Here is a 25,065-nt window from a genome sequence, read left to right on the forward strand (position 1 = left end):
TTAAAAAGTTGGTAAGCGCAACTACCACGATTGATTACGCTAAGGGATGGTAGCACAGCGCTCTGACGTGTTGTACAACGGAACCGCTGTAACAAAACCTGTTGTTGAGGAAATGCAACACCATATGCGGTGAGGTGAATCTTGCTTCGCAAGACTGCTTGCCAACACCTTCGAAGATGCCCATCAAAGATCTTGATAGTGCCACCACTGGCCATCTTCAAGCAGCCATGTCTCGTTCAGGTAGCTGTCGATCGTACCAAGCTTTGACCCGATCACGGCAGGCTGAACTCCCAATTTCACCTGCGTGGTGCACTTCTCACTCTCACAAGTGACTTTCGTGACCTCCACGCTCTTGACGGCAACACCAGCACCAAATTGCATCTTGAATTGGTCGGCTGTCTTGGTTTTGCGATAAGAAGGCGTAGACAAGGCATAGGCCTTGTCATACTGCCCCGCCACTCTCGCTTTCCAATACTCCGTCGCCCGCTGCTCGACGATCTGCTCTGGGGTGGCAGGCTTGAAGGCGGCGCATCCCGAGAGTGCCATGACGCCTGCGGCCAAGAAAATGGTGCCCATCCGGCGGCGGAAAGTGGTGTTTTGAACCATGGTTGAGTTGATCTCCTGTTAACGATCTGGTTGAACGACGCTGTTCGACTCAGTTTGGCTGGACTGGTTGCACTGGGGCCTGAGGCGCCTTGAGGGGGTTACGGCTGCCCTGCTCCTTGAGTTCGATGACTCTCAAGCCCTTCATCCGGTCACGCAAGTCTTCACTCACTTCACGGATGTCGATGTCTGTGCGAACGACGCGAGGCGTGAGAACAACCAGCAGTTCCGTACGATTGCTGGTGTTGCTGTTGGTGCCGAACAAGTTCCCAAGGACCGGAATGTCTTGCAGCAGAGGTACGCCGGCCTTGCCGACTGTACTGTTGTCCTTGATCAAACCACCCAACACGATGGTCTCGCCCGACCGGACGGCCACCTTGCTGCTGATCTGACGCTGCAAAAACGCAGGCTGATTGTTGGCGTTGCTTCTGACGGCACCCAGATCGGTCACCGTCTGGTCCACCTGCATGTTCACGATGTTGCCAGCGTTGACGGAGGGCGTGACGACAAGATTCACGCCCGTATCCTTATATTGAACAGAGCTGGTGGACGCGTTGGCATTGTCCACAAAACTAACCGTCGTCGTGCTGACCGGCTCCTGGTTGCCAACATTGATGGACGCGGTGTGATTGTCAAGCACCATGAGCGAAGGGCTGGAGATGACCTTCAAGAGCGACTTGTCAGCCAGGGCATTGAGCACCGCTTGCACGCCCGTTGAACTTCTGAGCACATAGGAGAAGCCTTGAGCTGCGCCTCCCAGCAAGGTGTCTCTGTTAACAGTGGTCGGATTGCGCCCGCTAATCAGTCCCTCGCCGGTGTATCCATTCCGACTGTTGTTGAACGACCATTGCAAGCCGTACTGGAGATCATCGTTCAAGGTCACTTCAATGATGCTGGCCTCAATCAGAACCTGAGTGGGGGGAAGATCCAGTCTCTTCAGCGCGGCTTCAATCTTTGAATACTCAGCACGCGTACCCCAGATGAGCACTGAATTGTTCAGTTCATCAGCCATCACCCGGACACTGCCCAGATTGGCACTCAGGGTTCCCTGCTGCTGTGTACCCTGTGAGTTGGTATTGCGGTTGCCGAAGGCCCCGGTTCCGGAACCACTGGAGAAAGCACTGCCCGTCAGACCCGAAGAGCGGACACTGCTGCCGCCCATGTAATTGGACCCGCTGCCGCTGAAAGTGCTGCCAACGCCGCCGAACCCGCTTTGCGTCTGGCCGAAAGAGTTCCCCGTCGCGCTTCCAAACCCGGGTGCCACACCGCTGTTGGCCACGCTCGATCCACCGGTCTGCCCCCCGAAAATCCCGCTCAGCACGCTCGCAAGGTGCTTGGCATTGACGTTCTGCACCTGATAAATGAAGAGCTGTGGCTCAGACCCGTTGTCGCTGGGCTGGTCCAACTTTTCGATCCAGCGGCGCGCTTCCTCCAAATAGGAAGCGCGTGGTGTTACCACCAAAATGCTGTTGAGCCGCTCGATGGGCATGATGCGCAGAGCGCCGAAGAGGGGATTGCCTTCACCCAACATGGCTTGCGCCGCGCTGGCCGCATTCGCCTGCGCCGCGCCCGGTGTGCCTGCAGCAACGGCTCCTCCGGCATTCGGGGAAGCCGCTGCGGCACCACCTCCACTGACCAGACGCAGCGCAGTTTCCACTTCCTTGATCGACGCATGCTTCAAGGGGAACACTCCAACCGACATGCCTTTGAGCAGGTCGATGTCAAAGGTGTTCACCAGATCAAGCCACCCCTCGGCCTGGGTGCGTGTGCCACTCAGAATCAGCAGATTGCGCACGTTGTCTACCCGCACGACGGCATCGGGAGGCATCATCGGCCGAAGGATGGATGCCATTTCGCTCGCACCGATGTATTGCAACGGCACGATGATGGCGCCCGAGCCCGGGGGCAGTGGACCGTTGCCTACCTGGCGAACGGATCCACCGATGCTCCGCAATGCATCAGGCCGCCCGACGTGATAAGTGCCGCGGGCATCGCGCAGCATGGCGAGTCCGTTGGCCTGCAAGGAACTCTCCAGCAGGAAAACTGCCTGATCCGGCGCAATGGGCGTGCGTGTCGCCAACGTCACCGTTCCGCTCAACGGCGGGTGAAGTACGTAGTCCGTCTTGAGGATATCTCCCAAAATGGTACGCACCACCTCTGCCACCGGCGCCTCTTCGAAATTGAAGGACAACGGAGCGCCTTGTACGGCAGCCACCGGCTTGGCCGGGGCGATCACACGATCGTTTCCGATGATGAAGCGCGGCTCCGCTGCAGGAAGCTCGCCCTCTGCGGAAGGCTTGTCCGCCTTCTTCGACGCCGCATTGGCGGACGAATCAGACGCAGAGCTCGGCATCACTGCACCGCTCGACTCCGTGACGAGGTTGCTGCTACCGGTTGCGGGTGCGGACTGCTGCGACTGGGCTATGGCCAATTGACAAGTGGCCAGCGCAATAGCGGTGAGTGCGTGTCGGTAAGGGGTCATGACTGCTTGCCTGGAAACGGGGAGAAACGAACAGATAGGAGGCACGTTCATTAAGAACGACCGCCAAATGTTGCGCGAGGGGGGGCGGACCGGGCTGGAGGTTGTACCGCCCCTCGTCCGATCGATGTGGGAGCGCTGACCGGTGCTGCTGGAGCCATGCCGGTATACGAAGTAACGGCCGCACGAGGCAGCTGCAGGACACGGCTTTGATCACCCTTGACGAAGGTGACATTGCGACCGTTGATGGACTGGAGCGTCCACCCTTCGATGTTGTCGTTCAAGCGTGCACGGCGGTGCTTGCCTGCCACTTCGATGATGATGCCTCCTGCGCCATCGCCGACAAAGACGCCTGACAGGCGAGCGGTGCTGAGGTTGTCGACTTGCACCTCCTCGGCAGCCTTGGGCGGCGGAGGCGGTGGAGGGGGCCTGCGTGTGAAAGCAAACAATGGGCGATCCAGCATCGCAATGAACTGACCGGTGTCTGCATTGGTCACCCCTGGCAACGCAGGAAGCATGGCAGCGAAATCCGTGCGGTGTGGCGTTGGTTCTTGCCAATGCACATTGCGAACGCTTCCATCCGGTGCAACCCACATCCATGCCAGAAGAATTAGCAACGCTGCATTGGCCAGCAGCAGCAGATGCAAGGCATACCGCTTCATGTGCGCTCCCGCAATACGCTGAGGCCGAACTGCGCCGACAGCCGGGGGGCGACCTTGGGATCCGAGTTGGCATAGCCGCCCTGGAGCTGAATGTCCAGATCATTGATGACGATGATGGGCATTTGACTGGTCAGAACGGCCAGTGCGCTTTGCAGGGCCAGCATTTCGCCCTCGGTCCGCACCGTCAGCGGAATGCGATCAAAGCCCTTCTCGTCCTTGGCAGGCAGCACCTGGCTACTGATCACCTGCAAGCCCGCCGCGCTGAAGATATCCCGGATCCGCTGCTGGGCCGCGTTGCCAGTCTGGTTGGCATCCTGGGATGCCGGATAGATATACTGCGTTCTTGCTGCATTGGCCTGCGCAAGCACGGCTTCAATATCCGTCCGCTGCGACTCCAACCCCAGAAGCCGCGCATAGCGCGGCTCCATTTGCGCCAGTTGAGATTCGGCACCTTGGTGCTTTTCAGCGATGTACCAGCCCAACATGACCAGGGGAAGGATCACCAGAGCCAGGGTACAGGCGAGGATCAGCCCCTCACGGGATGAAATGCGTTTCATGGCTTGGTACGGTTCGCAGGCGAAGAAGCGGGCAATGCAGGCGCAGTGGTGGTACGGCCACCGAATGTGGCGACCGATCCACCAAAGGCAGCTCCACCGGCCGATGGAGGGGCACTGGCCGGCGGCGGTGCGACTGCGCTGGAGGATGAATTGGCGGGCAACGAAGCGGGGGCGACAGGCACTCCGGCCACGCTGGCGCCCGAGGCAGCAGCGCTGGCAACGCCCCCCGGGGCAAGGACCGGCGTCACGGCCCCAGCGGGGGGCACTGCGGCCTTGCCTGCGACCGCACTTCCCACCACCCCGAAAAACTGAGGATCCAACGTGAATTCAATGGCAAACGTTTCCTTGGGGGAATTTCCCATCCGGGTGGCAGCGGATGGGGCACGGACCTCTCGCAACCCCGGCTCATTGCCCAGCACCTGCATCAGGGCGGCCGCATTTCCGGTCATGCCCACGATGGTCACTTTGGCACCTTGCATGCGAAAACTCTGCAGGTAGGTATCGTCCGGCAGCAGTTGGGTCAGCTTGTCCAGCACACGCAAAGGCTCAATGCGAGTGGCAAGCACTTCCGACAGCATTCCGAGCTTTTCTGCCGATTGCATGAGCGCATCCCGCTTGGCGACGACCGGAGCCGTGCGCTTGGCCGCATCCTGGTAGCTCTGCGCCGCCTCGATCGCGCGCTCACGCAATTGGAGCGTAGGGGTCACCGCAATGACCATGGCCAGTACGGCCATCGAGAGCAAAAGCCCATAGCCCGCGCGCCTCCATCTCAGTGCATGCGCATGGCGCAAGCCTTCACCATAGCCACCAAGCACGATGGGGCGCTGTTGATTGCTGCGCACCCAGACTTCCGGGTTTGACACGCCGCCAAGGCGAGCGGCCTGGGAGACTAGGTATTGGGCGACCTGCTTGCGAGATGCCAAGGCCAGCTCGATTCGGGAACTGCCCGTGGAGCCTTCGACCAAGCGATAGCCCCACACCAGATCCGCCTCGGGAAAGGGGCTGATCGCACGCACTTCCAGAGCACCGGCCTTGGCGATGTCCGATTCAGCCATGGGCGGCAAGGTCAGCATCCTGCGAAGCACGAATTCTTCAGGCAGCTCAACGGCGGTGAAGCTGGCCTTGACCGGGCCCGCCACCTTGGACTGCTTTTCGTCCCCCAGCCAGAAAGAGAGGCCGTCCTCGGGATGGAGCAGCACGACCGGCGCGGACGGCGTCAGCCAGGAGAACAGCGGCCACGCATGCATGCCCTGCCAGGGACTGCGGACATCACGCCAGAGCGCGTGCAAGTCGATTCCCAGGAAACGGGCATCGGAGGAAATGGAAGGCATGGGTGGCTCAGGAGTTTTTACGTATCACGGGCTCAACGCCTGAACTGGCACGGAAGGTCTGCCACGGCAAACCGCCCTTCGCACGTGCGTTGAAATCGATGCTGCGCGATACGCGCAACCAAACACCGTCCGGCATGGGAACCCTTGCCTGGATTCGCAGCCGCCGAACCGTCGAGTTATCTAAAAATGCGGCCTCCAGGGCCGTGGTGTCGATGCCTTCAGCCCCGGCATCCCGGTCCGCTACGATGCGCATGGCGACTGCAGCGTTTCCTCCGGCAAGGACAGTCAACACTTCCATGGGCGCAGCCATCGGATTGACCAAGCCTCGCCCTCGAAGATCTGCAGTGATGAGCGGCGAAAGTCTAGCATAGAGGGTGTAGTCCACCCCGGGCACCTTGAGCAGGTCTTCTTCCGATTCGAAACGCTGCGGCACGCCGCGTGGATCACGCCGCTCACGCATTTCCACTGTGGCTTGAGCGAGCCCCTGGGCCGCCTCTGCCGGCATTTCGCCCGCAACGGAAAAGAGCCTCGCCAGCAAGGCAACAGGCGCACCATTGATGTCGATCAAGCCGTTCAAAGGCATGGCCTGGACCTGCATCGTGACCCCGCGATAGTCGATCTGCGCCTGCCGGGTGCGGGCCAGGGGGGTGTTGCTGGCCACCAGGGCCTGCAATGCCAGTTGAATCGCGGCATCGCCCAGCGCTTGGGCCTGGACGTTCTGGCGCGACAAGGACATGACGCGCGCCTCTTCCCGGATGGACCGTGTCAGGCCAGACACGATGATGGTGAGGGCCGCGACCATCCAGAGCACGGCCAACAGCGCCATGCCGCGCTGTTTCTTGTTACGGTGCTTACCTGGCTTGCACTGATTCACGAGCGGCTCCCGCCAAAAGTGGCTCCGTCGCTGGCCGGATCGCTGGCTGGCAGAACGCGCATCGGAATGACGATGTCCGGCCAAACGCCTGCGGAGGTCCGGATCGCGATCGAAACCCGTTGAGGCAGCCGATCAACCGCCTTCCAGGGAGCGCCCCAAACAGGAGGCTCCTCGTTGGCGTCTTCGTACCGAAGTGAAAAGCCGGTCACCCCATCCACCAGCACGTAGCTGGCGGCCTGGCTCCAATCCGGCGCCACGCCTCCATCGATCCAAGGCAAGTACCGCAATACCAAAGCAGGCCCCGATGCCTGGTCCAGCACGCCCAATCGAAAATGGTAGCGCCCACCCACACCGTAACGGGCTGGCATCACCCCCACCCAAGCCATCTCCTCGGGCAGCCCGATGAAAAAGTACGGGCTCTCGTCGATGGAGACGACCGCCGCCCGCTTTTGCAAAGACACCCGGCCCAGCACCGAGCGCAGAAACCCGTTGGCCACCCGCAGTTCATCGGTCCGCAGCATCCGGCGATCCACCCTCTCTTCCGTTTGTGCCGTGGTACGCAATGCGGACCCCAGGGCCAGCATCACGAGCGACAGCAAGGTGATGACCACCAGCAGCTCCACCAAGGTGAAGCCCTGCTGGCGCGGCGCCTTCGAGCCTTCCAGCAACCGCTTCATCATCCACGCCCCGGCTCGGGCGGCTTGCGCTGTGGCCGCAAGGTGCTCAATTCGAAGTTGCGCAGGCGCACACCGTCCGACCAGGAGATGACGATGTTCAACTCGTGCAAAGGCGGAATGGTCGGTCCTTTGAACTCCGTCGCATAGGGCGCAGTAGTGATGCGCCACTGGTAGCCGGCGGACTCCCCCGACTGATTCAAGCCCTGTTCGGGTATGGCGTCGCGCAGGGCAAGCAGAGACTCGGCCAGCACCACTGCGCGTTGATACCGATCCACGTCCGCAACGCTGCGCGCGCTGCTGCCCATGGCGCGGTAAAGCATGCCGAGCGACAACGCCATGATGGCGAAGGCCACCAGCAACTCCAGCAAGGTCAAGCCCCGCTGTCGGCGATGCAGGCCCCGCATCATCGGGTGAGGGCCTCTTGCGTCACGCGCCCCGACAGCCAGTCCACCCGCAGCCGAGTGCCGACGCCGGGCGCCCTCAGGATTTCGATGCTGCCGCCCGTGGCGCCGCCACCCGGCAGGAAGCGGATGGCCGCCTGACTCTGCGCATTCAATTCGGTGCCGGCCACGATGGCACGCAACTGCAACGGCTGCGGCAACGGCTTCAAGGCGGAGTCGTTGCCATACATGCGGTTCTTCAAGTCCACAGAGAAGCGAACCTCTCGCCCTTCCGCCATGGCGGTGACACGGGCGGCTCGCATCTGGCTGATCATCGTGCGGACCGTGTCACGGTACTGCGCCGAATCCCGCAGCCGATCGAAGGCCAGCGGTGCGAGGCCGATCACGAGCGCCAGGATCGCGAACACGACCAGCAACTCGACCAGCGTAAAGCCGCGCTCGCGCCGCATGGCAGGACGCCTGGGGATGCAGGCGATCAGGGCGTGTTGCGGATGTCGGCCGCTTCGCCTTCACCGCCAGGGGCGCCATCGGAGCCGAGCGACAGGATCTCGATGCCACCATTCGGGCCCGGGTTGGCATAGCGGTAAGGATGGCCCCAAGGGTCCGAAGGCACGCCGCCCTTGAGGTAAGGGCCTGTCCAGCCGTTCACTGAGCCGGGGCGCTTCACCAGCGCCTCCAGACCTTCTTCGGTCGAAGGATAGCGGCCCACATCGAGCTTGAACAACTCAAGCGATTTGTCCAGGTCGGCGATCTGCACACCGGCCGTCTTGGCCTTGGCGCCGCCCAGTTGGTTCAGCACACGGGGGCCGACGAGGCCTGCCAGCAGCGTCAGGATGGCCAGAACGACCAACAGTTCGATGAGGGTGAAGCCGCGGGCGGATTTGCGTTGCATAGGGGTGCCACAGGAGCGGCCAGCACGGGAATGCGCCATGGAAGAGGACTCCTTGGACAAACAAAAATTATACGGCGAGGTCATTGATGGACAGGATCCCGAGAAGGATGGAAACAATGATGGCGGCGATCAAAATACCCAGCACCAGAATGAGCACCGGCTCCACCAGCGTGAGAAGGCGTTTGATACCGGTTTCGACTTCCCGGTTCAATATATTGGACAGCTCGAGCATCATCTGACCGATGCGGCCGGTTTCCTCGCCCACCCGGATCAGGTTGATCGCCAGCGGTTCGAAGATGCCCGTCGCGGCAACGGCCTGGACAACCTTACCCCCTTCTTTCACGATGGGAGCGACACGGGACAGGGCCTGCTGCAAGACCGTGTTGCTGACGGTTTCGGTCGCGATGTGCAGGGCCGTCAGCATGGGCACGCCATTGCCGAGCAGGGTGCCCAGGGAGCGCGAGAACAGCGTAAGCTGGTATTTCAGTGCCAGGCGGCCCATGAGCGGCAGCTTCAGCAGCCGCGCCTGCCACCATTGGCGACCGGCGGGGGAGGCCGCCCAGCGGCGCACCATCAGGCCCAAGCCCAACGCCACGATGCCGATGAAAAGGCCATAGCGCGTGAAGGCGTGGCCCAGCGCCATGACGATCTGGGTCGGCATCGGGAGCGCATCGCCCATGTCAGTGAACAGTTTTTCAAACTGCGGCACCACGAAGCCCAGCATGGCGATGAGCGACAGCACGGCCACGCCCAACAGAATCGCGGGGTAGATGGTGGCGGAGATGACGCTGTCGCGCAGCGCGCGCTGCCGTTCCATGTGCTCCACGAGCCGCTCCAGCACCGACGACATCTGGCCGCTGGCCTCGCCCGAGCGGATCATGTTGATGTAGAAATCGCCGAACAGCTCGCGATGCTGCGACAAGGCGCGGCTGAGCGGCGTGCCGCCCTTGACCGCGTCCAGAATACCTTGCAGCAGTTCGGCCATGCTGGGCTTGTAGCTCATGTCGATGAGCACGCGCAACGCGTTGTCCAGGGCCAGCCCGGCCCGCAGCATGATGGACAGCTCGGAGGTGAGCGCAAGCACATCGGCCGCCTTGACCGGCCCCTTGCCGCTGCGCCCCTTGGGCACGGCGGCGGCCCCGATGGCCTCGTTGGCGGAGGCGGTGCCCATGGCACTGCTGGCGCCCGCGCCGGCGGAAGCACCGATCGAGTCGCTGATGGTCAATGGCGTGAGGCCCTGCGCCCTCAGTTGCTTGAGCGCCTGGGCTTCGTTGATGGCCGTGAGCCGGCCCTCGGCCACCTTGCCCGAAGCGGCGGCGGCCCGCCAGACGTAATCAGGCATCGGCTTGGTCCTGCGTCACACGGGCGAGTTCGTCGAGCGTGGTCATGCCGGCGGCCACCTTGCGCAGCCCGTCCTCGTACAGGTTGAGCATGCCGCCCTGCGCCGCCAGCGCATTGAGCGCGTTGGCATCGCGGCCTTCGATGATGGCGCGGCGCATGGGCTCGTCCAGCACGAACAGTTCATGGATGCCGGTCCGGCCCCGGTAGCCGGAGCCTCGGCAGTGCTCGCACCCCACGGCCCGGTAGATGGCTTGGCCGACGCCGCTGAAGCGCGCCAGCCCCGTGCTCTGGCGCACGTCCTCGCCCGGCTCGAAAGGCTCCTTGCACTGGCCGCACAGCGTGCGCACCAGGCGCTGGGCCAGCACGCCGTTGACGGCGGAGGTGATCAGGTAGCCCTCCACGCCCATGTCCTTCATCCGGATCACGGCGCCGGCGGCCGTGTTCGTGTGCAGGGTGGAGAGCACCAAGTGCCCCGTGAGCGCCGATTGCACGGCGATCTGGGCGGTCTCGCCGTCACGCATTTCGCCGATCATGATGATGTCGGGGTCCTGGCGCAGGATGGAGCGCAGCGCATTGGCGAAGGTCAGGTTGATCTGCGGATGCACCTGGATCTGGTTGATGCCTTCCAGCTGGTACTCGACCGGGTCTTCCACCGTGATGATCTTGTTGGCCCCCGCATCGATCTTCGACAAAGCCGCATACAGCGTGGTCGTCTTGCCCGAACCCGTCGGGCCGGTGACCAGCAAGATGCCGTGGGGCCGTGCGAGCAGGCTGTTGAACCGCTCCAGCGTGTCCTTTTCGAAACCCATGGTTTCCAGCTGCAGGCGCACGCTCGCCCGGTCCAGCACCCGCATCACCACGCTTTCGCCGTGCACGGTGGGCACGGTGGACACCCGCAGATCGAGCTCGCGGCCCTTGACGCGCGTCTTGATGCGGCCGTCCTGCGGCAGGCGGCGCTCCGCGATGTCCAGGTGGGCCAGCAGCTTGACCCGCGAGTTCACGGCGGCGCTCAGGCGCGGCGGCACCAGTTCACCCGCATGGATCACGCCGTCCACCCGGTAGCGCACGTGCAGGCCGTCGTCGAACGGCTCCAGGTGGATGTCCGAGGCGCGCAGATCGATCACGCGGCCGATGATGGCGTTCACCAGGCGGATGACCGGCGCTTCGCTGGCCAGGTCCTTCAGATGCTCGACGAAGTCGCCGCCATCGGAGCCATCGCCGAAGCCGTCGTCGGCCTCGTCGTCTTCGGCCCCCTGCTCCACCACGGGCTCGGACAGGGCTTTCTCGATGTCGCTGTCCAGCGCCAGGTGCGGAACGATCACATGGCCCGTGGCCAGATGCAGCGCCTTGACGACGAACGCATCCTGCGGAACGGCCATCGCCACGTGCATGCGGCCTTCGCTGACCTGCAGCGGATACACGCTGTTGGCGTGCAGGAATTCCGGCAGCAGCCCTTCGACCTCGGGCATGAGTTCGGGAAACTCGCCGGCCGGGACGATGGATATTCCCAGCTGGCGCGACAGCGACTGGATCACGTCCAGTTCGGACACCAGCCCCAGCCGCACCAGCACGCGGCCCAGCAGTCCGCCCATTTCCTGCTGCGCGGAGAGGGCGCGCTCCAGGTCGCGGGCGCTCAGCTTGCCCGACTGGACAAGCAGCTCTCCCAGCGGAGGACGCGGCGCGGGCGTCGCGTCTGCCAGCGGTTCGATGCGGTCGGGAAGGGTATTCGTCGTCATGGAGGTGTGGGATGGCTCGCCGCGAGCGGCGTTGCGCGCCCTCGGGCGCGCGCAATGGGGCCCAAGTGTAGCCGCGACGGCCCGGCGGCCCATTCCTGATGATGCCGCCAAAAAGCCATGGCCCTCCCACACCCCGCGGGCCAGCCGGGCCTTCGCTTAAAGTCGCGGGCCTCCCCCCGATCAATTGATGCGACTGCCCGCCCCGCCCATGCAAAACCCTCTCCGACGGACTGCCCTGCACGTTTCCATGGCCCTCGCGGCCCTGGGTGTTCTTCTGGCCGGCGCGGGCGGCCTGGCGCTGCTCCAGCAGCATGCGCCTGCGCACCTGCCCCGCGCGGATCGCCTGCTGCTGGCCCCGATGGTCAGTGTCATCGAGCCCTGCGTGCTCTCGCCCGAGACCCTGCCGGCCGCGATGCAGGACCTGGCCGAGCGCTGCCAGGGCCCGCAGGGCTCGGCCGCAGCGCTCATCGAATCCACGCTGAAAACGCTGCAGCCCACAGCGCCGCCATCGCCCCGCGAAGCCCTGGGCTACACCCTGCCCGTGCCGCTGCTGCGTCTTTTCCACCAGACGGCGGACGGGGACTGGCGCATCGACGACGAGAAAGTGGGGCGCCTGGTGCGCACGTTGCGCGACACGCCCCGGCCGGCGATTCTCTACCTGTTCTCCACGCATTTCTCGGCGGAGGCCCCGATCGAGGCCGCGCTGGCCGCCGACCCGGCCAACATGGGCCACACCCGGGATGGCGCATTGGGCACCGACGACTATTACGACTCCAAGGTCTTCAACTGGACGTTCGCCACCACCCGCAACACCCTGACGCAGCGGCGCGCACAGGCCATGCAGGCCGTGCTGGACGCGGCCTGCCAGCTGCCAGCGCAGGACCGCGCCAAGATCCGGGGCATCACGCTGCTGGGGGAGTTGCACCACCTGTTTCCCAATTTCCAGGCGGGCATGGGGTTCGATGGCGCCTACCGGGTGACCGACTACAGCACGGCCTCGGTCGAAGGGTTTCGGCGCCACCTGCAGGCCGAATTCGGCCGCATCGAGGCGCTCAACCGTGCCGTGGGTGGCGACTACGCCGCGTTCTCCGAGGTGGAGCCCCCGTCCCGCGACATCCGCACCGAGCCGCTGCGCCGCTACACCGAGCACATCGATGCGTTCGCGCAGGGCAGCCTGCCCATCTCGGGCTGGGCGCATGTTGAAGGCGCCACCCCGGAACACCCCGCCTGGATCCACATCTACCGCAACGGCCGCCTGGTGGGCAAGACCGCCGTGCGGCTCGGGCGGCAGGACGTGCTGGCGGCCAAGCCGGAGTTCGGAGACGCCAACACCGGCTGGCGCATGGACCTGGACTTCCGGCACCTGCCGGCCGGGGTGCACCGGTTGGACATCTTCCTGGAAACGCGGCCGGGCGCCCTCACCCACCTGGACCGCCGCGACGTGGCCATCATGGACCGGCAGCAGAGCACGCCGCAGCCGCAGCCGCAGGCAGCGCTACCGGCCAGCACACCTGCCGGGCCCGGCGTGCAGGCGCACATCGACACGCCGCGGGACGCGTCCTCGTACTACTACAACCCGCTCGTGCCGCTGTGGCATGCCTTTCGCGCGAAGCAGGTGGTCGACTATCTGCGGTATTTCGATGGCGAGGTGGCACGCTCGTGCCTGGCGGACGTGCCCCGCTACACCCACCAGATCGTGCCGTTCACGAACCCGGGCTGGGACGAGAACAAGTTCGCGATCCAGGCATCGCTGCGGCCGCTGGGCTCCATCCGGCTGGGTGTGAGCCTGTACGGCGAGCCGACCTACGGGCATTCCTACTTCGACTGGCTGGGCCGCAGCGGCCACACCCGCTACGGCATCACCGAGTTCCATCCCTTGAAGGCGATGGACGCGGCCGCCCTGCAGCGCGTGTTCGATGCCCATGCAGAGCGGGGGGCGGACTTTCTCTCGTTCTTCGCCGAGCCGCGCTGGCATGGCACGCTGGTGCCCCGGGGGCACAACATGTTCTCGTTCGATCCGGACAACCCGAAGTTCGGCTCCGACCACCTGTACCGGGCCACGCAGCAGACGCTGGCGCCCAAGGGCCCGTGAGCCGCTGCGGACCGGGCCCTGCCCTGCACAGCCCGCCGCGGGCGTCAGTCAGTCAAACACCTCGGCCTGGTGGAGCGGCATGCCCTTCATGTCCTTGGCGGACAGGCTGGGCTCGCCGTCGAAGCGCCAGTCGATCGCCAGGGCCGGATCGTTCCAGGCAATGCAGCGCTCATGCTCGGGGGCGTAGTAGTCGGTGGTCTTGTAGAGGAAATCCGCGCTCTCGCTGAGCACCACGAAGCCATGGCCGAAGCCGGGCGGCACCCACATCTGGCGCTGGTTTTCCTCGCTCAGCTCCTCGCCCGTCCATTGGCCGAACGTGGGCGAACTCTTGCGCAGGTCCACCGCCACATCGAACACCGTGCCGCGCACCACGCGCACGAGCTTGCCCTGGGGCTGGCGCAACTGGTAATGCAGGCCCCGCAGCACGCCGCGGGCGCTGCGGCTGTGGTTGTCCTGCACGAACGCATGGCGCGTGCCGGTGGCCTCGTCGAAGGCGCGCTGGTTGAAGCTCTCGAAGAAGAAGCCGCGGGCATCGCCGAACACCTTGGGTTCGATAACGACAACATCGGGCAGGCGGGTGGGAATGACGTTCATGGAGGAGTTGCCAACAACGAAATGAAGAAGAAAACCGGCAGAAGGGATGGACGCCGCGGACAACCACAGCCTGGCGCAGCAGCGCCAGTCCCGTTGCCACCGTCGCGCTACTCGCGCGGCTCCCGCAGCAGCCGCTGCAGGTATTGGCCGTAGCCGTTCTTGGCCAGGGGCTGCGCCAGCCGGGCCAGTTGGGCATCGTCAATGAAGCCGTTGCGCCAGGCGATTTCCTCGGGGCAGGCGATCTTCAGGCCCTGCCGGTGCTCCAGCGTCGCGATGAACTGCCCGGCTTCCAGCAGGCTTTCATGCGTGCCGGTGTCGAGCCAGGCATAGCCCCGGCCCATGATCTCGACGTGCAGCGCGTCCTGCTCCAGGTAGAGGCGGTTCAGGTCGGTGATTTCGAGTTCGCCCCGAGCGGACGGCTTCAGGCGCCTGGCCAGTTCCACCACCTGCGCGTCGTAGAAGTACAGGCCCGTCACGGCATAGCTGGACTTCGGGGCCTTGGGCTTTTCCTCGATGGACAGCACCTTGCCGCGGGCATCGAACTCAGCCACGCCGTAGCGCTCCGGGTCCTGCACGTGGTAGGCGAAGACGCTGGCCCCCTCCTCGCGCTGCAGCGCGCTGCGCAGCAGGTCCTCGAAATCGTGCCCGTGGAAGATGTTGTCGCCCAGCACCAAAGCGCTCGGGCTGCCCGCCAGGAATTCCTCGCCGATGAGAAACGCCTGGGCCAGCCCATCGGGGCTGGGCTGCACGGCGTAGCGCAATTGAATGCCCCACTGGCTGCCGTCGCCGAGCAACTGCTCAAAGCGCGGGGTGTCCTGGGGCGTGCTGATGACCAGGATCTCCCGGATGCCCGCCAGCATCAGCGTGCTGAGTGGGTAATAGATCATGGGTTTGTCGTACACCGGCAGCAATTGCTTGCTGATGGCGAGCGTGGCCGGGTGCAGGCGGGTGCCCGAACCTCCGGCGAGGATGATGCCCTTGCGTGCGGTCATGTGGTGCTCTCTCTGCCCTGGGTGCTAAAGGATTTCGGCCAGCATGCGCGAGACGCCCGCCTGCCAATGCGGCAGAACGAGGCCGAAGGTGGATTGCAGCCGATGGGTGTCGAGCCGCGAATTGTGCGGACGCACGGCCGGCGTGGGAAACGCGCTCGTCGGCACGGCCGCCACGTCGTTAGCTACTATTTTTATAGCATCACCCCCTAGTACCGATTGCGCCAGAACGTATTTTGCATAGGCATGCCAGTTGGTCTCGCCCCCGGCCACCAGGTGGTAGAGCCCGGCATCCTCGGGGCGCCGCACCAGGTGGCGCAGGGCATGCGCCGTGACGTCGGCGATCAGGTCGGCGCCGGTGGGGGCGCCCCACTGGTCGTCGATGACCGTCAGGCGCTCGCGCTCCTGGGCCAGGCGCAGCATGGTCTTGGCGAAGTTGCCGCCGCGGGCGGCATAGACCCAGCTGGTGCGCAGGATGAGGTGGCGGACCCCGCTCTGCTGGATGAGCCGCTCGCCCTCGAGCTTGGTGCGGCCATAGACGGACAGCGGCGCCGGCGTGTCGGTCTCCACCCACGGGCGGTCGCCGCTGCCGTCGAAGACATAGTCGGTGCTGTAGTGCACCAGCCAGGCCCCGCTGCGCGCGGCCTCCTCGGCCAGGACGCCCGGCGTGGTGGCGTTGAGCGTGCGTGCGAACTCCGGCTCGCTCTCGGCCTTGTCCACGGCCGTGTGGGCAGCCGCATTCACGATGACGTCGGGGCGCAGCGCGCGCACGGTGTCCACGATGCCGGCGGGATCGGCGAAGTTGCCGCAATGGTCGGTGCTGTCGTGGTCCAGCGCCGTCACGGTGCCCAGCACCGACAGGCTGCGCTGCAGCTCCCAGCCGACCTGGCCGCCCTTGCCGAAAAGCAGGATGTTCATGCGCTGACCGCCACGGCGTTCGGTGCCGCAGCGGCTGCGCCGGGCACGGCCTGGTACTGCGTCTGCACCCATTCGCGGTAGGCGCCGCTGGTCACGGCCGCCACCCACTCGGGGTTTTCGAGGTACCACTGCACCGTCTTGCGGATGCCCGTCTCGAAGGTTTCGGCGGGCTTCCAGCCCAGTTCGCGCTCGATCTTGCGGGCGTCGATGGCATAGCGCCGGTCGTGGCCCGGGCGGTCCTGCACGTAGTGGATCTGCGCGGCGTAGCTCTGGCCGTCGGCGCGCGGGCGCAGTTCGTCGAGCAGGGCGCACACCGTGCGCACGATCTCGATGTTGGGCTTTTCGTTCCAGCCACCCACGTTGTAGGTTTCGCCCAGTGCGCCGCCTTGCAGCACGCGGCGGATGGCGCTGCAGTGGTCCTTGACGTAGAGCCAGTCGCGGATCTGCATGCCGTCGCCGTACACCGGCAGCGGCTTGCCCGCCAGGGCGTTCACGATCATCAGCGGGATCAGCTTTTCCGGAAAGTGGTACGGCCCGTAGTTGTTGCTGCAGTTCGTGGTGAGCACCGGCAGGCCGTAGGTGTGGTGCCAGGCGCGCACCAGGTGGTCGCTGGCGGCCTTGCTGGCCGAATAGGGGCTGTTGGGCTCGTAGGCATCCGTTTCGGCGAAGGCCGGATCGCTGGCAGACAGCGTGCCGTACACCTCGTCGGTGGAGACGTGCAGGAAACGGAACACGGCCTTCTCGCCCTCCGGCAACGCCAGCCAGTGGTGCCGTGCGGCCTCCAGCAGGCGGAAGGTGCCGACCACGTTGGTCTGGATGAAGTCCTCCGGCCCGTGGATGGAGCGGTCCACATGCGACTCGGCGGCGAAGTTGACGATGGCGCGGGGCTTGTGCTCGGCCAGCAACCTGGCCAGCAGGGCCGTGTCGCCGATGTCGCCTTGCACGAAGACATGCCGGGGATCGCCCTGCGCGCTCGCCAGGTTCTGCAGGTTGCCTGCGTAGGTGAGCTTGTCCAGGTTGACCACGGGCTCGTCGCCCGAAGCCAGCCAGTCCAGAACGAAGTTGGCGCCGATGAAGCCTGCGCCGCCGGTGACAAGAATCATGGGATGGGGGGGTCGCGCGAAGGCGCCGCTGTGTCAAAGCGGCGGATTATCCCATCGCGTGCCGGGGCCCTGTTACGAGCCGCAGCGGGCCCGCCGCGCCGTTTAGGGGGCGCACACTACCCACGGCGCGCGCAGCGCACGTAAAGTCTCGAGCCGATGCCGCAGCAAATCATCCGGTCCGCGCGGCGCCGTTGCACCACTTGCCCCAAGGAAAGCCATCCATGCCCCGATCCACCAAAAACCCCGACGCACCGGACGACGCCGACCCGGCCGGCAGCGGCCCGTTCTACGGCAGCAAGGCGCGCGACTCCGCGCAGCAGATCTGGCAGGCGGGCCTGGGCGCGTTCGCCAAGGCGCAGCAGGAAGGCAGCAAGGTGTTCGAGGCGCTGGTCAAGGAAGGCGCGGCCATGCAGCGCAAGGGCCAGTCCACGGCCCAGGAGCGCCTGTCCGAAGCGGCCGAACGCATGACCAGCGCGGCCAGCGAATTCGGCACGCGCGCGGCGGGCCAGTGGGACAAGCTGGAAACCATCTTCGAAGACCGCGTGGCCAAGGCGCTCGCCCGGCTGGGCGTGCCCACCGCGCGCGATGTGCAGGCCCTGCACGAGCGCATCGATGCGCTCACCCGGGCACTGGAGGCCGCCACCCAGGCACAGGCCGCCCCCCGCCCCGCCGCCAAGCGCGGCGCGGCCAAGCCGCCCACCGGACGCGCCACGGCCGCCCGCAAGACCGCCGCCGCGGCGCGCCCAAGGGCCCCCAAACCGCCGGCCGACTGACGATCCGGGCGGTGCGGCCGCCCTGCAGGAAGCGGGCATTCCAAAGGATTGCCTATTCCTTGCATGATGCACTGCAACACCGTGCGGGCAGACCACCTCGGTTAGAGTGGGTGAAAGAGACAACCACCCACGCACCGGGAGGCCGCCGATATGGTGAAAAAAGCGCCGCGCCGCACTGCCGAGCGCATTCTGGAATCCACGCTGGAGCTGTTCAACCGCTTTGGCGAACCCAACGTGTCGACGACCGCGATCTCCGCCGAGCTGGGCATCAGCCCGGGCAATCTCTACTACCACTACCCGGCCAAGGACGAGCTGGTCAACGTGCTGTTCTCGCGCTACGAGGCGGCCCTGAACGAGCTGCTGGATGCGGCCGACAGCGTGCGCGACGTGGAAGACGCCTGGTTCTTCCTGCACACGCTGTTCGAGCTGATCTGGCAGTACCGCTTTCTGTACCGCGACCTGAACGACCTGCTGTCCCGCAACCGCCGCCTGGAGACCCACTTCCAGACCCTGCTCGGGCGCAAGACCCAGGCCCTGCGCACGCTGCTGAGCGGCATGGAGCGCACCGGCGCGCTGCGCCTGGGCACCCGCGATGCCGGCTCCATGGCCACCAGCATGGTGGTGGTGCTGACCTACTGGCTCAGCTTCGAATACGTGAGCGATCCACGGCACGCCCTGGAGCCCGAGAGCGCGCAGAGCGCCCTGCTGCGCGGCGCGCACCATGTGCTGGACCTGCTCATGCCCTACCTGGAAGACAGCCAGCGCGAGCACCTGCAGGCGCTGAGCGGCGCCTACAGCACCCAGGCCCTGGCCGCCTGACCGACGCAACCCCACCCCGAGGAGACGCACCGTGAAGCCCTGGACGCCCTTCCCGTACTCCGACGCCTACCCCTTCACCGCCGCTTCGGTGCGCAGCCAATGGAAGCGCCTGCATGCGGGCGATGCCGAGCCCTGTCCGGAAGATGCCGCCGTGCTCGACGCCTGGGTGCTCTTTCACCGCGGTGCCTTCGAGGAGGCGGCCCGCGCCGGGCTGGCGGCCGGCGGTGCCGGCATCACCGTGGCCAACAAGGCCACCATCGTCTATGCGAACTACCTGGAGCCGCACGAGGACCGGCGCCTGGCGCTGCTGACCGAGGCGGCCGAGCGGGCCAGCGAGCAGATGCGGGCGGAGCCCACCAACCCCAGCGCCTGGTTCTGGCATGCCTACGCCATCGGCCGCTACAGCCAGGGGATCAGCGTGGCCAAGGCCATGGCGCAAGGCCTGGGCAGCCGCGTGCGCAAGACGCTGGAGCAGGCCATCGTGCTGTCGCCCATCCATGCCGATGCGCGGCTGGCGCTGGCCGTGTTCCATGCCGAGATCATCGACAAGGTCGGCGAGATGGTGGGCAGCATGACCTACGGCGCCCGCAAGGCCAGCAGCCTGCGGCTTTTCGAAGAGGCCTTCGCCATCAACCCGGACTCGGTGATCGGCAAGATCGAATACGCCAACGCGCTGCTCATCCTGGAAGGCGACCAGCGCATGGGCGACGCCACGCGCCTGTACGAGGAAGTCGCCACCACCCAGCCCGCCGACGCGCTGGAGCGGCTGGGCGTGGAGCTGGCCCAGACCGAGCTGGCCGAAGGGTAGCGCCGCCTTTCAGCGGCGGTCCCGGCCCTCGTCCCGCTCCACGGCGGTCTTTGCGAAGCGCTGCGCGGCGATGGCCAGCAGGCCGTCGAAGATCAGGTTCTCGACGAGGTCGAACGGCCGGGTCATGCTGGGGGCCATCTTCCAGCCTGCGCCGCCGGTCATCATGCAGGCGGGCGCTTCGCCGCAGTGCTGCGTGATGTGCTGCACCATGCGCTCGACCGCACCGGCGATGGCGTAAGTGCCGCCGCTCGTGAGCGCATCGCTCGTGTTGGTGGGAAACAGGCTCACCTCGCCCGTGGGCACATGCAGGCCCGCCGTGCCGGATTCGAGCGCCCTCAGCATGATCCCGTGGCCGGGCAGGATCAGCCCTCCCAGGAAGCGGCCCTGCGCGTCGATCGCCTCGACCGTCACGGCCGTTCCGACCATCACCACGATCAGCGGCCGCGCCGGGCCCTGCGCCAGCAGGCGATGGCGCGCGCCGATCATGGCCACCCAGCGGTCCGAGCCCAAGCGCGTCGGGTGGTCGTAGCCGTTGACCAGGCCGGCCTCCTGCGCGGACGACACCACCCACTGCGGCAGCACGTCCCACAGCTCCATCTGCTCCATCACGCGGCGGCGCACCGCGTCGCCCGCCACCACGCAGCCCAGCATGCGCTCGGGCACGGGCAACCCGGCCCACGAGCTTTCCGCCAGCCGTTCGATGTTGTCCAGGAATTCAGCGCCGTGGGCGAGCACTGCGGCGCCCGGCTGGGGAGCGTCGTACATCGCCCATTTGAGGCGGGTGTTGCCGACGTCGATGGCCAGAAAAGTCATGCGGGATTATCACGAGTTTTACAAATCGCCTTGACGCGCATGTTTACCCGCACGCGACGCGCGGACTCTGCGGCGCCGGCGCACTTCCATCGCGGCACCCGGCACCGCTTGCGGGAGCTGCCTGGCCCTTCGGGCGGCTGTCCGACACGGGCCGGACTGGCGATGGCGCTACAGTGGCCGGTCCGATCCACAGACCACATCAAGGAGCCAGCACATGGGACTTTTCAGCTTCATCAAGGAAGCCGGCGAAAAACTGTTCGGCGGCAAGGATGCCCAGGCCGCAACGGCGGCAGCCCCCACGCAGGACGAACTGAACGCCAAGGCGGGCAAGGCCATCGAGACCTACATCGCCTCGCAGAACCTCGGCGTGAGCAACGTGCAGGTGGCGTTCGCCGGCCCCGAGGGCAAGGTCACCGTGAAGGGCGAAGCCCCCACGCAGGCCGCCAAGGAGAAGGTGACCCTGTGCTGCGGCAACGTGGCCAGCGTGACCAGCGTGGACAACCAGATGTCCGTCACGAACCCCGAGCCCGAAGCGCAATACCACGACGTTGTGCGCGGCGACACCCTCTCGGCCATCGCCAAGAAGTTCTACGGCGACGCCAACAAGTACCCCAAGATCTTCGAGGCCAACCAGCCCATGCTGACGCACCCCGACAAGATCTACCCCGGCCAGAAGCTGCGCATTCCCGCGCTCTGACCCCGGCGCTCATGTAGCGCATTGACAAAAGGGCCTTGCAGGCCCTTTTGTTTTGGAGGGGCCGGAAAAAAGGCCAGCCCAGCATTCGGTTCGCACATTGCCTGTCTTTTTCGTATGCATCCGGCTTGGGTCCACGACTTTTTTTAGGCTGACGGGACATCGGAGCCCATCCATGAAAACCGTCTTGTTATCCGCCCTCTTCACCAACGCTTCCCCAGCCCACACCCCATCCCCGAAGCCGCGCCCACCGGTCACGGTGCGCAACCCGCAGGCAGGCCTCCAACATCCGCTGACGCAACGCTACCCCTCCAACCTGGATCGGGGCCTGGTCGCCATGGGCGAAGGGGTGCTCCTGGCACCCCGCCAAAAAAACAAACTGACGAGGGCCACCACCACCGGCTGCGGGCCCTGCCTCGGCGTGGCCGTGACTTACCGTTCAGACACCACCCAGACCGCCTTGCTGGCCCACCTGCAGCCCGAAGCCGATAAAAAGGAACTCGCGAGACAGGTGGCCGCCCACATGCCGGACGACTTCCATGCGGACATGGAAATCCACATCGCCACCGCTTTCTCAACCGATGCCAGCGCAGCAGAGGAACAGAAATCCGCCGCGCAGGAAACCATCGCGGCGATCTCCGAACAGTTCGACCACATTGCTTTCGACGAAGACAACGTCCACTACCACGACAAGGATTCGATCTCTGTCGATGCGTTGACGCTCAGCATCTCGACGGACCCCGTGGAGGCCTTGTTCACCCATGCCGAACTGGATGACATGAGGCGCCGCATGCAGATCGATTCGAGCGCGGTGCAGTACTTCCTCTGACGGATCGAGGCCTGGCACACCGCCGACAAGGGAACCGTCACACCACCCAGCGATGGCCAGTGCCGAGCCCCGCGCGGCACGACTGCGGATGCCGACCGGGCAACCCGCTCAGCCCTGGCGCCACGGCAGGCCGCGAAAGCGCCACCCGCCCTTCACGTTGCGGTGCGCGTTCTCGTCGGCATCGCCCTCGAAGCCTTCGAGGATGTTGTACGCGGTGAGCCCCAGTTCCGTGGCCCGGCGCGCCGCCGCCACCGAGCGCACGCCGCTGCGGCACAGCAGCACGGCCTGGCCGTCCGGCGGCACCGCGGCCTGGATGGCGGCGTCGAACTGGGGGTTGGGTGCCATGCCGGGCCAGTGTTTCCAGGGCACGGCCACGGCCCCGGGTACGAAGCCGACCCAGTCGCGCTCGGCATCCGTGCGCACGTCCACCAGCACGGCCCGGCCCGACTGCACCCACTGCCATGCCAGCTCCGGCGACACATCGCCCGCATAGCCCTCGGCCGGCTGCGGCCGGTCCGAGGCAGAAGAGGAGGAGGAAGAGGAAGAAGAAGCGTTGGAAGTCATGCGGGGCATTCTGTCAGCACCGGCGGCGGGCCGCACGGGGTTCAAGCACTGGCGTCAGGGGCTTGGGCCGCCGGTCAATCCCAGGGCGGCGCGGGCTCGTCGCGCAGGCGTCCGCGCAGGTCGGCGTAGTCTGGCACGACGCTGCGCACGGTGTCCCAAAAGCGCGGGCTGTGGTCCATCACGCGCAGGTGCGACAGCTCGTGGGCGACCACATAGTCGATGACCGCGGGGCGGTAGTGCAGCAGCCGCCAATTGAGGCGGATGGAGCCGTCGCTGCGCGCGCTGCCCCAGCGCGTCTGGGCACTGGACAGGCGCAGGCTGCTCCAGCGCACGCCCAGCAGCGGCGCGAAGTGGTCCAGCCGCGCGGTGAAGCGTTGGCGCGCGTCGCGCATGAGCCACGCCTGCACCGCATCGCGCACCTGCGCGGGCGAGGCGGCGCGGGGCAGGCCGATGTGCAGCTGGCGCTGCCCCTCGGGCCCCTCGACCAGCGCGCCGCCCGTGCCGCGAAAGCCGTGCGTCGGGTCCAGCACCACGGTGAGCGGCTCGCCCAGGTACGGCAGCACGGCGCCGTCGCCCCAGGCGATGCGGGCGCCGTCCACCCGCTGCTGGCGATCCTGCGCCTCGCCGAACTTGCGCAAGATCCAGGCGGACTTTTCCTGCAGCGCCGCATCTACGGCCGCGAGCGACACCCAGCCCGGCGCGCGCACCGCCAGGCCGTCCGCGCCCACGGTGAAGCCGATGGTGCGCCGCCGCGCCCGCTGCAGCGCATAGGCCACGACGGCGTCGCCCAGCAGCACCTCGCGGCTGGCGCGGGGGTGGCGGAAGATCGCGGGGCTGAGCAGCGTGCCCAGGGGAACGGGCGGCGCTTTCACCACCGGTGGAGCGGGCGTTGGCGATGGCGATGGCGTGGGCTTGGCAGTGTCTTTCGCTATTAAATCAGTAGCATCATTGGCAATCGAATCGCCGGCATCCGCGGCATTCGGCCTGGAATTCCTGGCACGGTGCGCCGAGGCAGGCGCAGTCGGCGGCTCGGCCGGCGCCGCGCCGCCGAACAGATCAAGCGCCAGCTGCACCAGCCTCTGCATCACCGGCCCGGCGCGTAGGCCTCGGGGTCGAGGCGCTGCATTTCGGACTCGATCCAGGCCTCGACCTCGCGCATCAGCTCGTCGGGCTTGCGGCCTTCTGTCGGGATGGGGCGGCCGATGGACACGTCCACCGTGCCCGGCCGCTTGATGAAGGCCTTGCGCGGCCACACCTTGGCCGACGTGACGGCGATCGGTACCACGGGCACGCCGGCCTCGATGGCCAGCCGCGTGCCGCCGCTCTTGTACTGGCCCTTGCGCCCGCGCTCCACGCGCGTGCCCTCGGGGAACATGATGACCCAAGTGCCCTTGGCCAGCAGTGCGCGGCCCTGCTGCAGCACCTTCACGAAGGCCCGGGCGCGCTGGCCGCGGTCGATGTGGATCATGTCCAGGCTGCCGATCGACCAGCCGAAGAACGGCACGTACAGCAACTCCTTCTTGAACACGTAGGCCAGGGGGCGCGGCATGATCGCCGGCATCAGGAAGGTCTCGTAGGTGGACTGGTGCTTGACCAGCAGCACCACGCCCTGCGTGGGGTCGGTGGGCAGGTGCTCCATGCCCGTGATGCGCGTGCGGATGCCCATGATGACGCGCGCCGCATCGGTGCTGAGCTTGAGCCACGCCCGCGCGATGCGGTAGCGCGTGCGGCTGCTGGCGCCGAACAGGCGCACCAGCAGGATGAGCAGCGTATAGGGCACCACGGTGATGCCCATCCAGAGCAGGTGGGCGATGGAGCGGATCAGGGCCATGGCAATCAGGAAAAAATGGGTGTTTTCGGGCTCATGCCCTAGGAATATATGCCGTTGCAGCTATTAAATTAATAGCACATCAGACAGCGATGTTCAGGCCCGGCGCCGCCACGGCGGATTGCGCGGCCACATGGTCGGCAAAGTCGGCCAGGCTGGCATGGAACTGCGTGCCTTCGGGCCACGGGCTGGGCAGCAGGGCATCGCCCGAGGCGACCAGGGTCGCTTCGGCGGCCTGGGACGCACCGACCCGATGCAGGCGCGCACCGATGGCCGCACCGGCCCGCAGATGCTCCACGCAGTTGCCGGCCACCAGCACCTCGTCGCCCTCCACGCCGTAGCGGTCGCGGATCTGCTCCATCAGGCCCGGCGCCGGCTTGCGGCAGGCGCACAGGTCGTCGGGTGCGTGCGGGCAATAGAACACGGCGTCGATGCGCCCACCCACCGCCGCGAGCTTGCGGTGCAGCTTGGCGTGGATGGCGTTGAGCGCCATCACGTCGAACAGCCCGCGCCCCAGCCCGGGCTGGTTGGTGGCGACGACGACATGCCAGCCGGCATGGTTGAGCCGCGCCACGGCCTCCAGCGCCCCGGGCAGCGGGGTCCACTCGTCGGGCGAAGCGATGAAGCTCTCGCCCGAGGGGTTGAGCGTGCCGTCGCGGTCGAGGATGGCGATTTTCATGGTGTGGGA

General features: G+C 66.0%; 27 protein-coding genes. 6 read left to right on the plus strand and 21 right to left on the minus strand.

Annotated features, from left to right (window positions below; all coding sequences use genetic code 11):
- Positions 1–183 precede the first annotated feature (183 nt).
- The 12 genes from AVTE2539_RS21765 to AVTE2539_RS21820 are packed head-to-tail and all read right to left on the minus strand — an operon-like array spanning position 184 to position 11,553.
- Entirely contained in the window at positions 184–606 is a 423-nt protein-coding gene (locus AVTE2539_RS21765; RefSeq protein ID WP_272565166.1) for a hypothetical protein, read from the minus strand.
- A 49-nt stretch (positions 607–655) separates the two neighbouring features.
- Positions 656–3,085 (minus strand): type II secretion system secretin GspD, encoded by a 2,430-nt coding sequence (gene gspD / locus AVTE2539_RS21770; RefSeq protein WP_284413836.1) that lies wholly within the window; start codon positions 3,083–3,085, stop codon positions 656–658.
- Positions 3,086–3,135: 50 nt separating this feature from the next.
- Positions 3,136–3,744, minus strand: a complete 609-nt coding sequence (locus tag AVTE2539_RS21775) for a hypothetical protein (protein WP_284413839.1) — start codon at positions 3,742–3,744, stop codon at positions 3,136–3,138.
- A complete protein-coding gene (gene gspM / locus AVTE2539_RS21780) occupies positions 3,741–4,301 on the minus strand; it encodes a type II secretion system protein GspM (protein ID WP_284398109.1) in 561 nt (186 codons plus the stop codon). Before gspM ends, AVTE2539_RS21775 begins: the two co-directional genes overlap by 4 nt.
- On the minus strand, positions 4,298–5,632 hold the full coding sequence (locus tag AVTE2539_RS21785; RefSeq protein ID WP_284413841.1) for a PilN domain-containing protein: 1,335 nt from the start codon (positions 5,630–5,632) through the stop codon (positions 4,298–4,300). Before AVTE2539_RS21785 ends, gspM begins: the two co-directional genes overlap by 4 nt.
- Positions 5,633–5,639: 7 nt before the next feature.
- Entirely contained in the window at positions 5,640–6,506 is an 867-nt protein-coding gene (locus AVTE2539_RS21790) for a type II secretion system minor pseudopilin (RefSeq protein WP_284413843.1), read from the minus strand.
- Positions 6,503–7,183, minus strand: coding sequence for a prepilin-type N-terminal cleavage/methylation domain-containing protein (locus tag AVTE2539_RS21795; protein WP_284413845.1), 681 nt, complete (start codon positions 7,181–7,183; stop codon positions 6,503–6,505). Before AVTE2539_RS21795 ends, AVTE2539_RS21790 begins: the two co-directional genes overlap by 4 nt.
- Positions 7,183–7,590, minus strand: coding sequence for a PulJ/GspJ family protein (locus AVTE2539_RS21800; RefSeq protein WP_284413847.1), 408 nt, complete (start codon positions 7,588–7,590; stop codon positions 7,183–7,185). The genes AVTE2539_RS21795 and AVTE2539_RS21800 overlap by 1 nt, the downstream gene beginning before the upstream one ends.
- Complete coding sequence (locus AVTE2539_RS21805; protein ID WP_284413849.1) at positions 7,587–8,033, minus strand: GspH/FimT family pseudopilin; 447 nt, start codon at positions 8,031–8,033, stop codon at positions 7,587–7,589. The genes AVTE2539_RS21800 and AVTE2539_RS21805 overlap by 4 nt, the downstream gene beginning before the upstream one ends.
- A gap of 26 nt (positions 8,034–8,059) precedes the next feature.
- Positions 8,060–8,515 carry a type II secretion system major pseudopilin GspG gene (gene gspG / locus AVTE2539_RS21810; protein ID WP_092745333.1) on the minus strand — a complete coding sequence of 152 codons (456 nt, stop codon included), beginning with the start codon at positions 8,513–8,515 and terminating at the stop codon, positions 8,060–8,062.
- Between the two features lie 28 nt (positions 8,516–8,543).
- Positions 8,544–9,818 carry a type II secretion system F family protein gene (locus AVTE2539_RS21815; RefSeq protein WP_284398091.1) on the minus strand — a complete coding sequence of 425 codons (1,275 nt, stop codon included), beginning with the start codon at positions 9,816–9,818 and terminating at the stop codon, positions 8,544–8,546.
- Positions 9,811–11,553 carry a GspE/PulE family protein gene (locus AVTE2539_RS21820; RefSeq protein ID WP_284413851.1) on the minus strand — a complete coding sequence of 581 codons (1,743 nt, stop codon included), beginning with the start codon at positions 11,551–11,553 and terminating at the stop codon, positions 9,811–9,813. The genes AVTE2539_RS21815 and AVTE2539_RS21820 overlap by 8 nt, the downstream gene beginning before the upstream one ends.
- A 247-nt stretch (positions 11,554–11,800) precedes the next feature.
- Between AVTE2539_RS21820 and AVTE2539_RS21825 the strand changes: the two genes are divergently transcribed.
- A complete protein-coding gene (locus tag AVTE2539_RS21825; RefSeq protein WP_284413853.1) occupies positions 11,801–13,645 on the plus strand; it encodes a hypothetical protein in 1,845 nt (614 codons plus the stop codon).
- A gap of 48 nt (positions 13,646–13,693) precedes the next feature.
- Here the strand turns inward: AVTE2539_RS21825 and rfbC are convergent, their stop codons facing one another.
- From rfbC to rfbB, 4 genes are all read right to left on the minus strand, one after another.
- Positions 13,694–14,239 carry a dTDP-4-dehydrorhamnose 3,5-epimerase gene (gene rfbC / locus AVTE2539_RS21830; protein WP_284413855.1) on the minus strand — a complete coding sequence of 182 codons (546 nt, stop codon included), beginning with the start codon at positions 14,237–14,239 and terminating at the stop codon, positions 13,694–13,696.
- A gap of 107 nt (positions 14,240–14,346) precedes the next feature.
- Entirely contained in the window at positions 14,347–15,231 is an 885-nt protein-coding gene (gene rfbA, locus AVTE2539_RS21835; protein WP_284398080.1) for a glucose-1-phosphate thymidylyltransferase RfbA, read from the minus strand.
- A 24-nt stretch (positions 15,232–15,255) separates the two neighbouring features.
- Positions 15,256–16,146, minus strand: coding sequence for a dTDP-4-dehydrorhamnose reductase (rfbD, locus tag AVTE2539_RS21840; RefSeq protein ID WP_284413857.1), 891 nt, complete (start codon positions 16,144–16,146; stop codon positions 15,256–15,258).
- Positions 16,143–17,249, minus strand: a complete 1,107-nt coding sequence (rfbB, locus tag AVTE2539_RS21845; protein ID WP_284413859.1) for a dTDP-glucose 4,6-dehydratase — start codon at positions 17,247–17,249, stop codon at positions 16,143–16,145. Before rfbB ends, rfbD begins: the two co-directional genes overlap by 4 nt.
- A 221-nt stretch (positions 17,250–17,470) precedes the next feature.
- On the opposite strand from rfbB, the gene AVTE2539_RS21850 reads away from it, so the two are divergent.
- The 3 genes from AVTE2539_RS21850 to AVTE2539_RS21860 all read left to right on the plus strand — a co-directional run bounded on the left by AVTE2539_RS21850 (position 17,471) and on the right by AVTE2539_RS21860 (position 19,649).
- A complete protein-coding gene (locus tag AVTE2539_RS21850) occupies positions 17,471–18,022 on the plus strand; it encodes a phasin family protein (RefSeq protein WP_284398074.1) in 552 nt (183 codons plus the stop codon).
- Positions 18,023–18,172: 150 nt separating this feature from the next.
- Complete coding sequence (locus tag AVTE2539_RS21855) at positions 18,173–18,841, plus strand: TetR/AcrR family transcriptional regulator (RefSeq protein WP_284413862.1); 669 nt, start codon at positions 18,173–18,175, stop codon at positions 18,839–18,841.
- A gap of 31 nt (positions 18,842–18,872) precedes the next feature.
- Positions 18,873–19,649 (plus strand): tetratricopeptide repeat protein, encoded by a 777-nt coding sequence (locus tag AVTE2539_RS21860; RefSeq protein WP_284413864.1) that lies wholly within the window; start codon positions 18,873–18,875, stop codon positions 19,647–19,649.
- 9 nt (positions 19,650–19,658) lie between these two features.
- Here the strand turns inward: AVTE2539_RS21860 and AVTE2539_RS21865 are convergent, their stop codons facing one another.
- Positions 19,659–20,462 (minus strand): type III pantothenate kinase, encoded by an 804-nt coding sequence (locus AVTE2539_RS21865; protein ID WP_284413866.1) that lies wholly within the window; start codon positions 20,460–20,462, stop codon positions 19,659–19,661.
- 214 nt (positions 20,463–20,676) lie between these two features.
- Between AVTE2539_RS21865 and lysM the strand changes: the two genes are divergently transcribed.
- Both lysM and AVTE2539_RS21875 read left to right on the plus strand, forming a co-directional pair.
- Positions 20,677–21,159 carry a peptidoglycan-binding protein LysM gene (gene lysM, locus AVTE2539_RS21870; RefSeq protein ID WP_272565189.1) on the plus strand — a complete coding sequence of 161 codons (483 nt, stop codon included), beginning with the start codon at positions 20,677–20,679 and terminating at the stop codon, positions 21,157–21,159.
- Between the two features lie 172 nt (positions 21,160–21,331).
- Positions 21,332–21,985, plus strand: coding sequence for a hypothetical protein (locus AVTE2539_RS21875; protein WP_284413869.1), 654 nt, complete (start codon positions 21,332–21,334; stop codon positions 21,983–21,985).
- A gap of 108 nt (positions 21,986–22,093) precedes the next feature.
- On the opposite strand, the gene AVTE2539_RS21880 is transcribed toward AVTE2539_RS21875, so the two are convergent.
- The 4 genes from AVTE2539_RS21880 to gmhB all read right to left on the minus strand — a co-directional run bounded on the left by AVTE2539_RS21880 (position 22,094) and on the right by gmhB (position 25,056).
- The gene (locus AVTE2539_RS21880) at positions 22,094–22,549 is read right to left on the minus strand and encodes a rhodanese-like domain-containing protein (protein WP_272565190.1); all 456 of its coding nucleotides are present in this window, start codon (positions 22,547–22,549) and stop codon (positions 22,094–22,096) included.
- A 74-nt stretch (positions 22,550–22,623) separates the two neighbouring features.
- On the minus strand, positions 22,624–23,634 hold the full coding sequence (locus AVTE2539_RS21885) for a M48 family metallopeptidase (RefSeq protein ID WP_284414073.1): 1,011 nt from the start codon (positions 23,632–23,634) through the stop codon (positions 22,624–22,626).
- A complete protein-coding gene (locus AVTE2539_RS21890; RefSeq protein WP_284398058.1) occupies positions 23,634–24,380 on the minus strand; it encodes a lysophospholipid acyltransferase family protein in 747 nt (248 codons plus the stop codon). Before AVTE2539_RS21890 ends, AVTE2539_RS21885 begins: the two co-directional genes overlap by 1 nt.
- A 79-nt stretch (positions 24,381–24,459) precedes the next feature.
- On the minus strand, positions 24,460–25,056 hold the full coding sequence (gene gmhB / locus AVTE2539_RS21895) for a D-glycero-beta-D-manno-heptose 1,7-bisphosphate 7-phosphatase (protein ID WP_284413871.1): 597 nt from the start codon (positions 25,054–25,056) through the stop codon (positions 24,460–24,462).
- Positions 25,057–25,065: the final 9 nt, after the last annotated feature.

This window comes from Acidovorax sp. SUPP2539, assembly GCF_030158975.1.
GTDB lineage: Bacteria > Pseudomonadota > Gammaproteobacteria > Burkholderiales > Burkholderiaceae_C > Paracidovorax.

Excerpts from the sequence above, each read along its gene's own strand:
- AVTE2539_RS21765 (WP_272565166.1), bottom strand. The coding sequence starts at position 606 with ATGGTTCAAAACACCACTTTCCGCCGCCGGATGGGCACCATTTTCTTG.
- gspD (WP_284413836.1), bottom strand. The coding sequence starts at position 3,085 with ATGACCCCTTACCGACACGCACTCACCGCTATTGCGCTGGCCACTTGT.
- AVTE2539_RS21775 (WP_284413839.1), bottom strand. The coding sequence starts at position 3,744 with ATGAAGCGGTATGCCTTGCATCTGCTGCTGCTGGCCAATGCAGCGTTG.
- gspM (WP_284398109.1), bottom strand. The coding sequence starts at position 4,301 with ATGAAACGCATTTCATCCCGTGAGGGGCTGATCCTCGCCTGTACCCTG.
- AVTE2539_RS21785 (WP_284413841.1), bottom strand. The coding sequence starts at position 5,632 with ATGCCTTCCATTTCCTCCGATGCCCGTTTCCTGGGAATCGACTTGCAC.
- AVTE2539_RS21795 (WP_284413845.1), bottom strand. The coding sequence starts at position 7,183 with ATGAAGCGGTTGCTGGAAGGCTCGAAGGCGCCGCGCCAGCAGGGCTTC.
- AVTE2539_RS21800 (WP_284413847.1), bottom strand. The coding sequence starts at position 7,590 with ATGATGCGGGGCCTGCATCGCCGACAGCGGGGCTTGACCTTGCTGGAG.
- AVTE2539_RS21805 (WP_284413849.1), bottom strand. The coding sequence starts at position 8,033 with ATGCGGCGCGAGCGCGGCTTTACGCTGGTCGAGTTGCTGGTCGTGTTC.
- gspG (WP_092745333.1), bottom strand. The coding sequence starts at position 8,515 with ATGGCGCATTCCCGTGCTGGCCGCTCCTGTGGCACCCCTATGCAACGC.
- AVTE2539_RS21815 (WP_284398091.1), bottom strand. The coding sequence starts at position 9,818 with ATGCCTGATTACGTCTGGCGGGCCGCCGCCGCTTCGGGCAAGGTGGCC.
- AVTE2539_RS21820 (WP_284413851.1), bottom strand. The coding sequence starts at position 11,553 with ATGACGACGAATACCCTTCCCGACCGCATCGAACCGCTGGCAGACGCG.
- AVTE2539_RS21825 (WP_284413853.1), top strand. The coding sequence starts at position 11,801 with ATGGCCCTCGCGGCCCTGGGTGTTCTTCTGGCCGGCGCGGGCGGCCTG.
- rfbC (WP_284413855.1), bottom strand. The coding sequence starts at position 14,239 with ATGAACGTCATTCCCACCCGCCTGCCCGATGTTGTCGTTATCGAACCC.
- rfbA (WP_284398080.1), bottom strand. The coding sequence starts at position 15,231 with ATGACCGCACGCAAGGGCATCATCCTCGCCGGAGGTTCGGGCACCCGC.
- rfbD (WP_284413857.1), bottom strand. The coding sequence starts at position 16,146 with ATGAACATCCTGCTTTTCGGCAAGGGCGGCCAGGTCGGCTGGGAGCTG.
- rfbB (WP_284413859.1), bottom strand. The coding sequence starts at position 17,249 with ATGATTCTTGTCACCGGCGGCGCAGGCTTCATCGGCGCCAACTTCGTT.
- AVTE2539_RS21850 (WP_284398074.1), top strand. The coding sequence starts at position 17,471 with ATGCCCCGATCCACCAAAAACCCCGACGCACCGGACGACGCCGACCCG.
- AVTE2539_RS21855 (WP_284413862.1), top strand. The coding sequence starts at position 18,173 with ATGGTGAAAAAAGCGCCGCGCCGCACTGCCGAGCGCATTCTGGAATCC.
- AVTE2539_RS21865 (WP_284413866.1), bottom strand. The coding sequence starts at position 20,462 with ATGACTTTTCTGGCCATCGACGTCGGCAACACCCGCCTCAAATGGGCG.
- lysM (WP_272565189.1), top strand. The coding sequence starts at position 20,677 with ATGGGACTTTTCAGCTTCATCAAGGAAGCCGGCGAAAAACTGTTCGGC.
- AVTE2539_RS21875 (WP_284413869.1), top strand. The coding sequence starts at position 21,332 with ATGAAAACCGTCTTGTTATCCGCCCTCTTCACCAACGCTTCCCCAGCC.
- AVTE2539_RS21880 (WP_272565190.1), bottom strand. The coding sequence starts at position 22,549 with ATGACTTCCAACGCTTCTTCTTCCTCTTCCTCCTCCTCTTCTGCCTCG.
- AVTE2539_RS21885 (WP_284414073.1), bottom strand. The coding sequence starts at position 23,634 with ATGCAGAGGCTGGTGCAGCTGGCGCTTGATCTGTTCGGCGGCGCGGCG.
- AVTE2539_RS21890 (WP_284398058.1), bottom strand. The coding sequence starts at position 24,380 with ATGGCCCTGATCCGCTCCATCGCCCACCTGCTCTGGATGGGCATCACC.
- gmhB (WP_284413871.1), bottom strand. The coding sequence starts at position 25,056 with ATGAAAATCGCCATCCTCGACCGCGACGGCACGCTCAACCCCTCGGGC.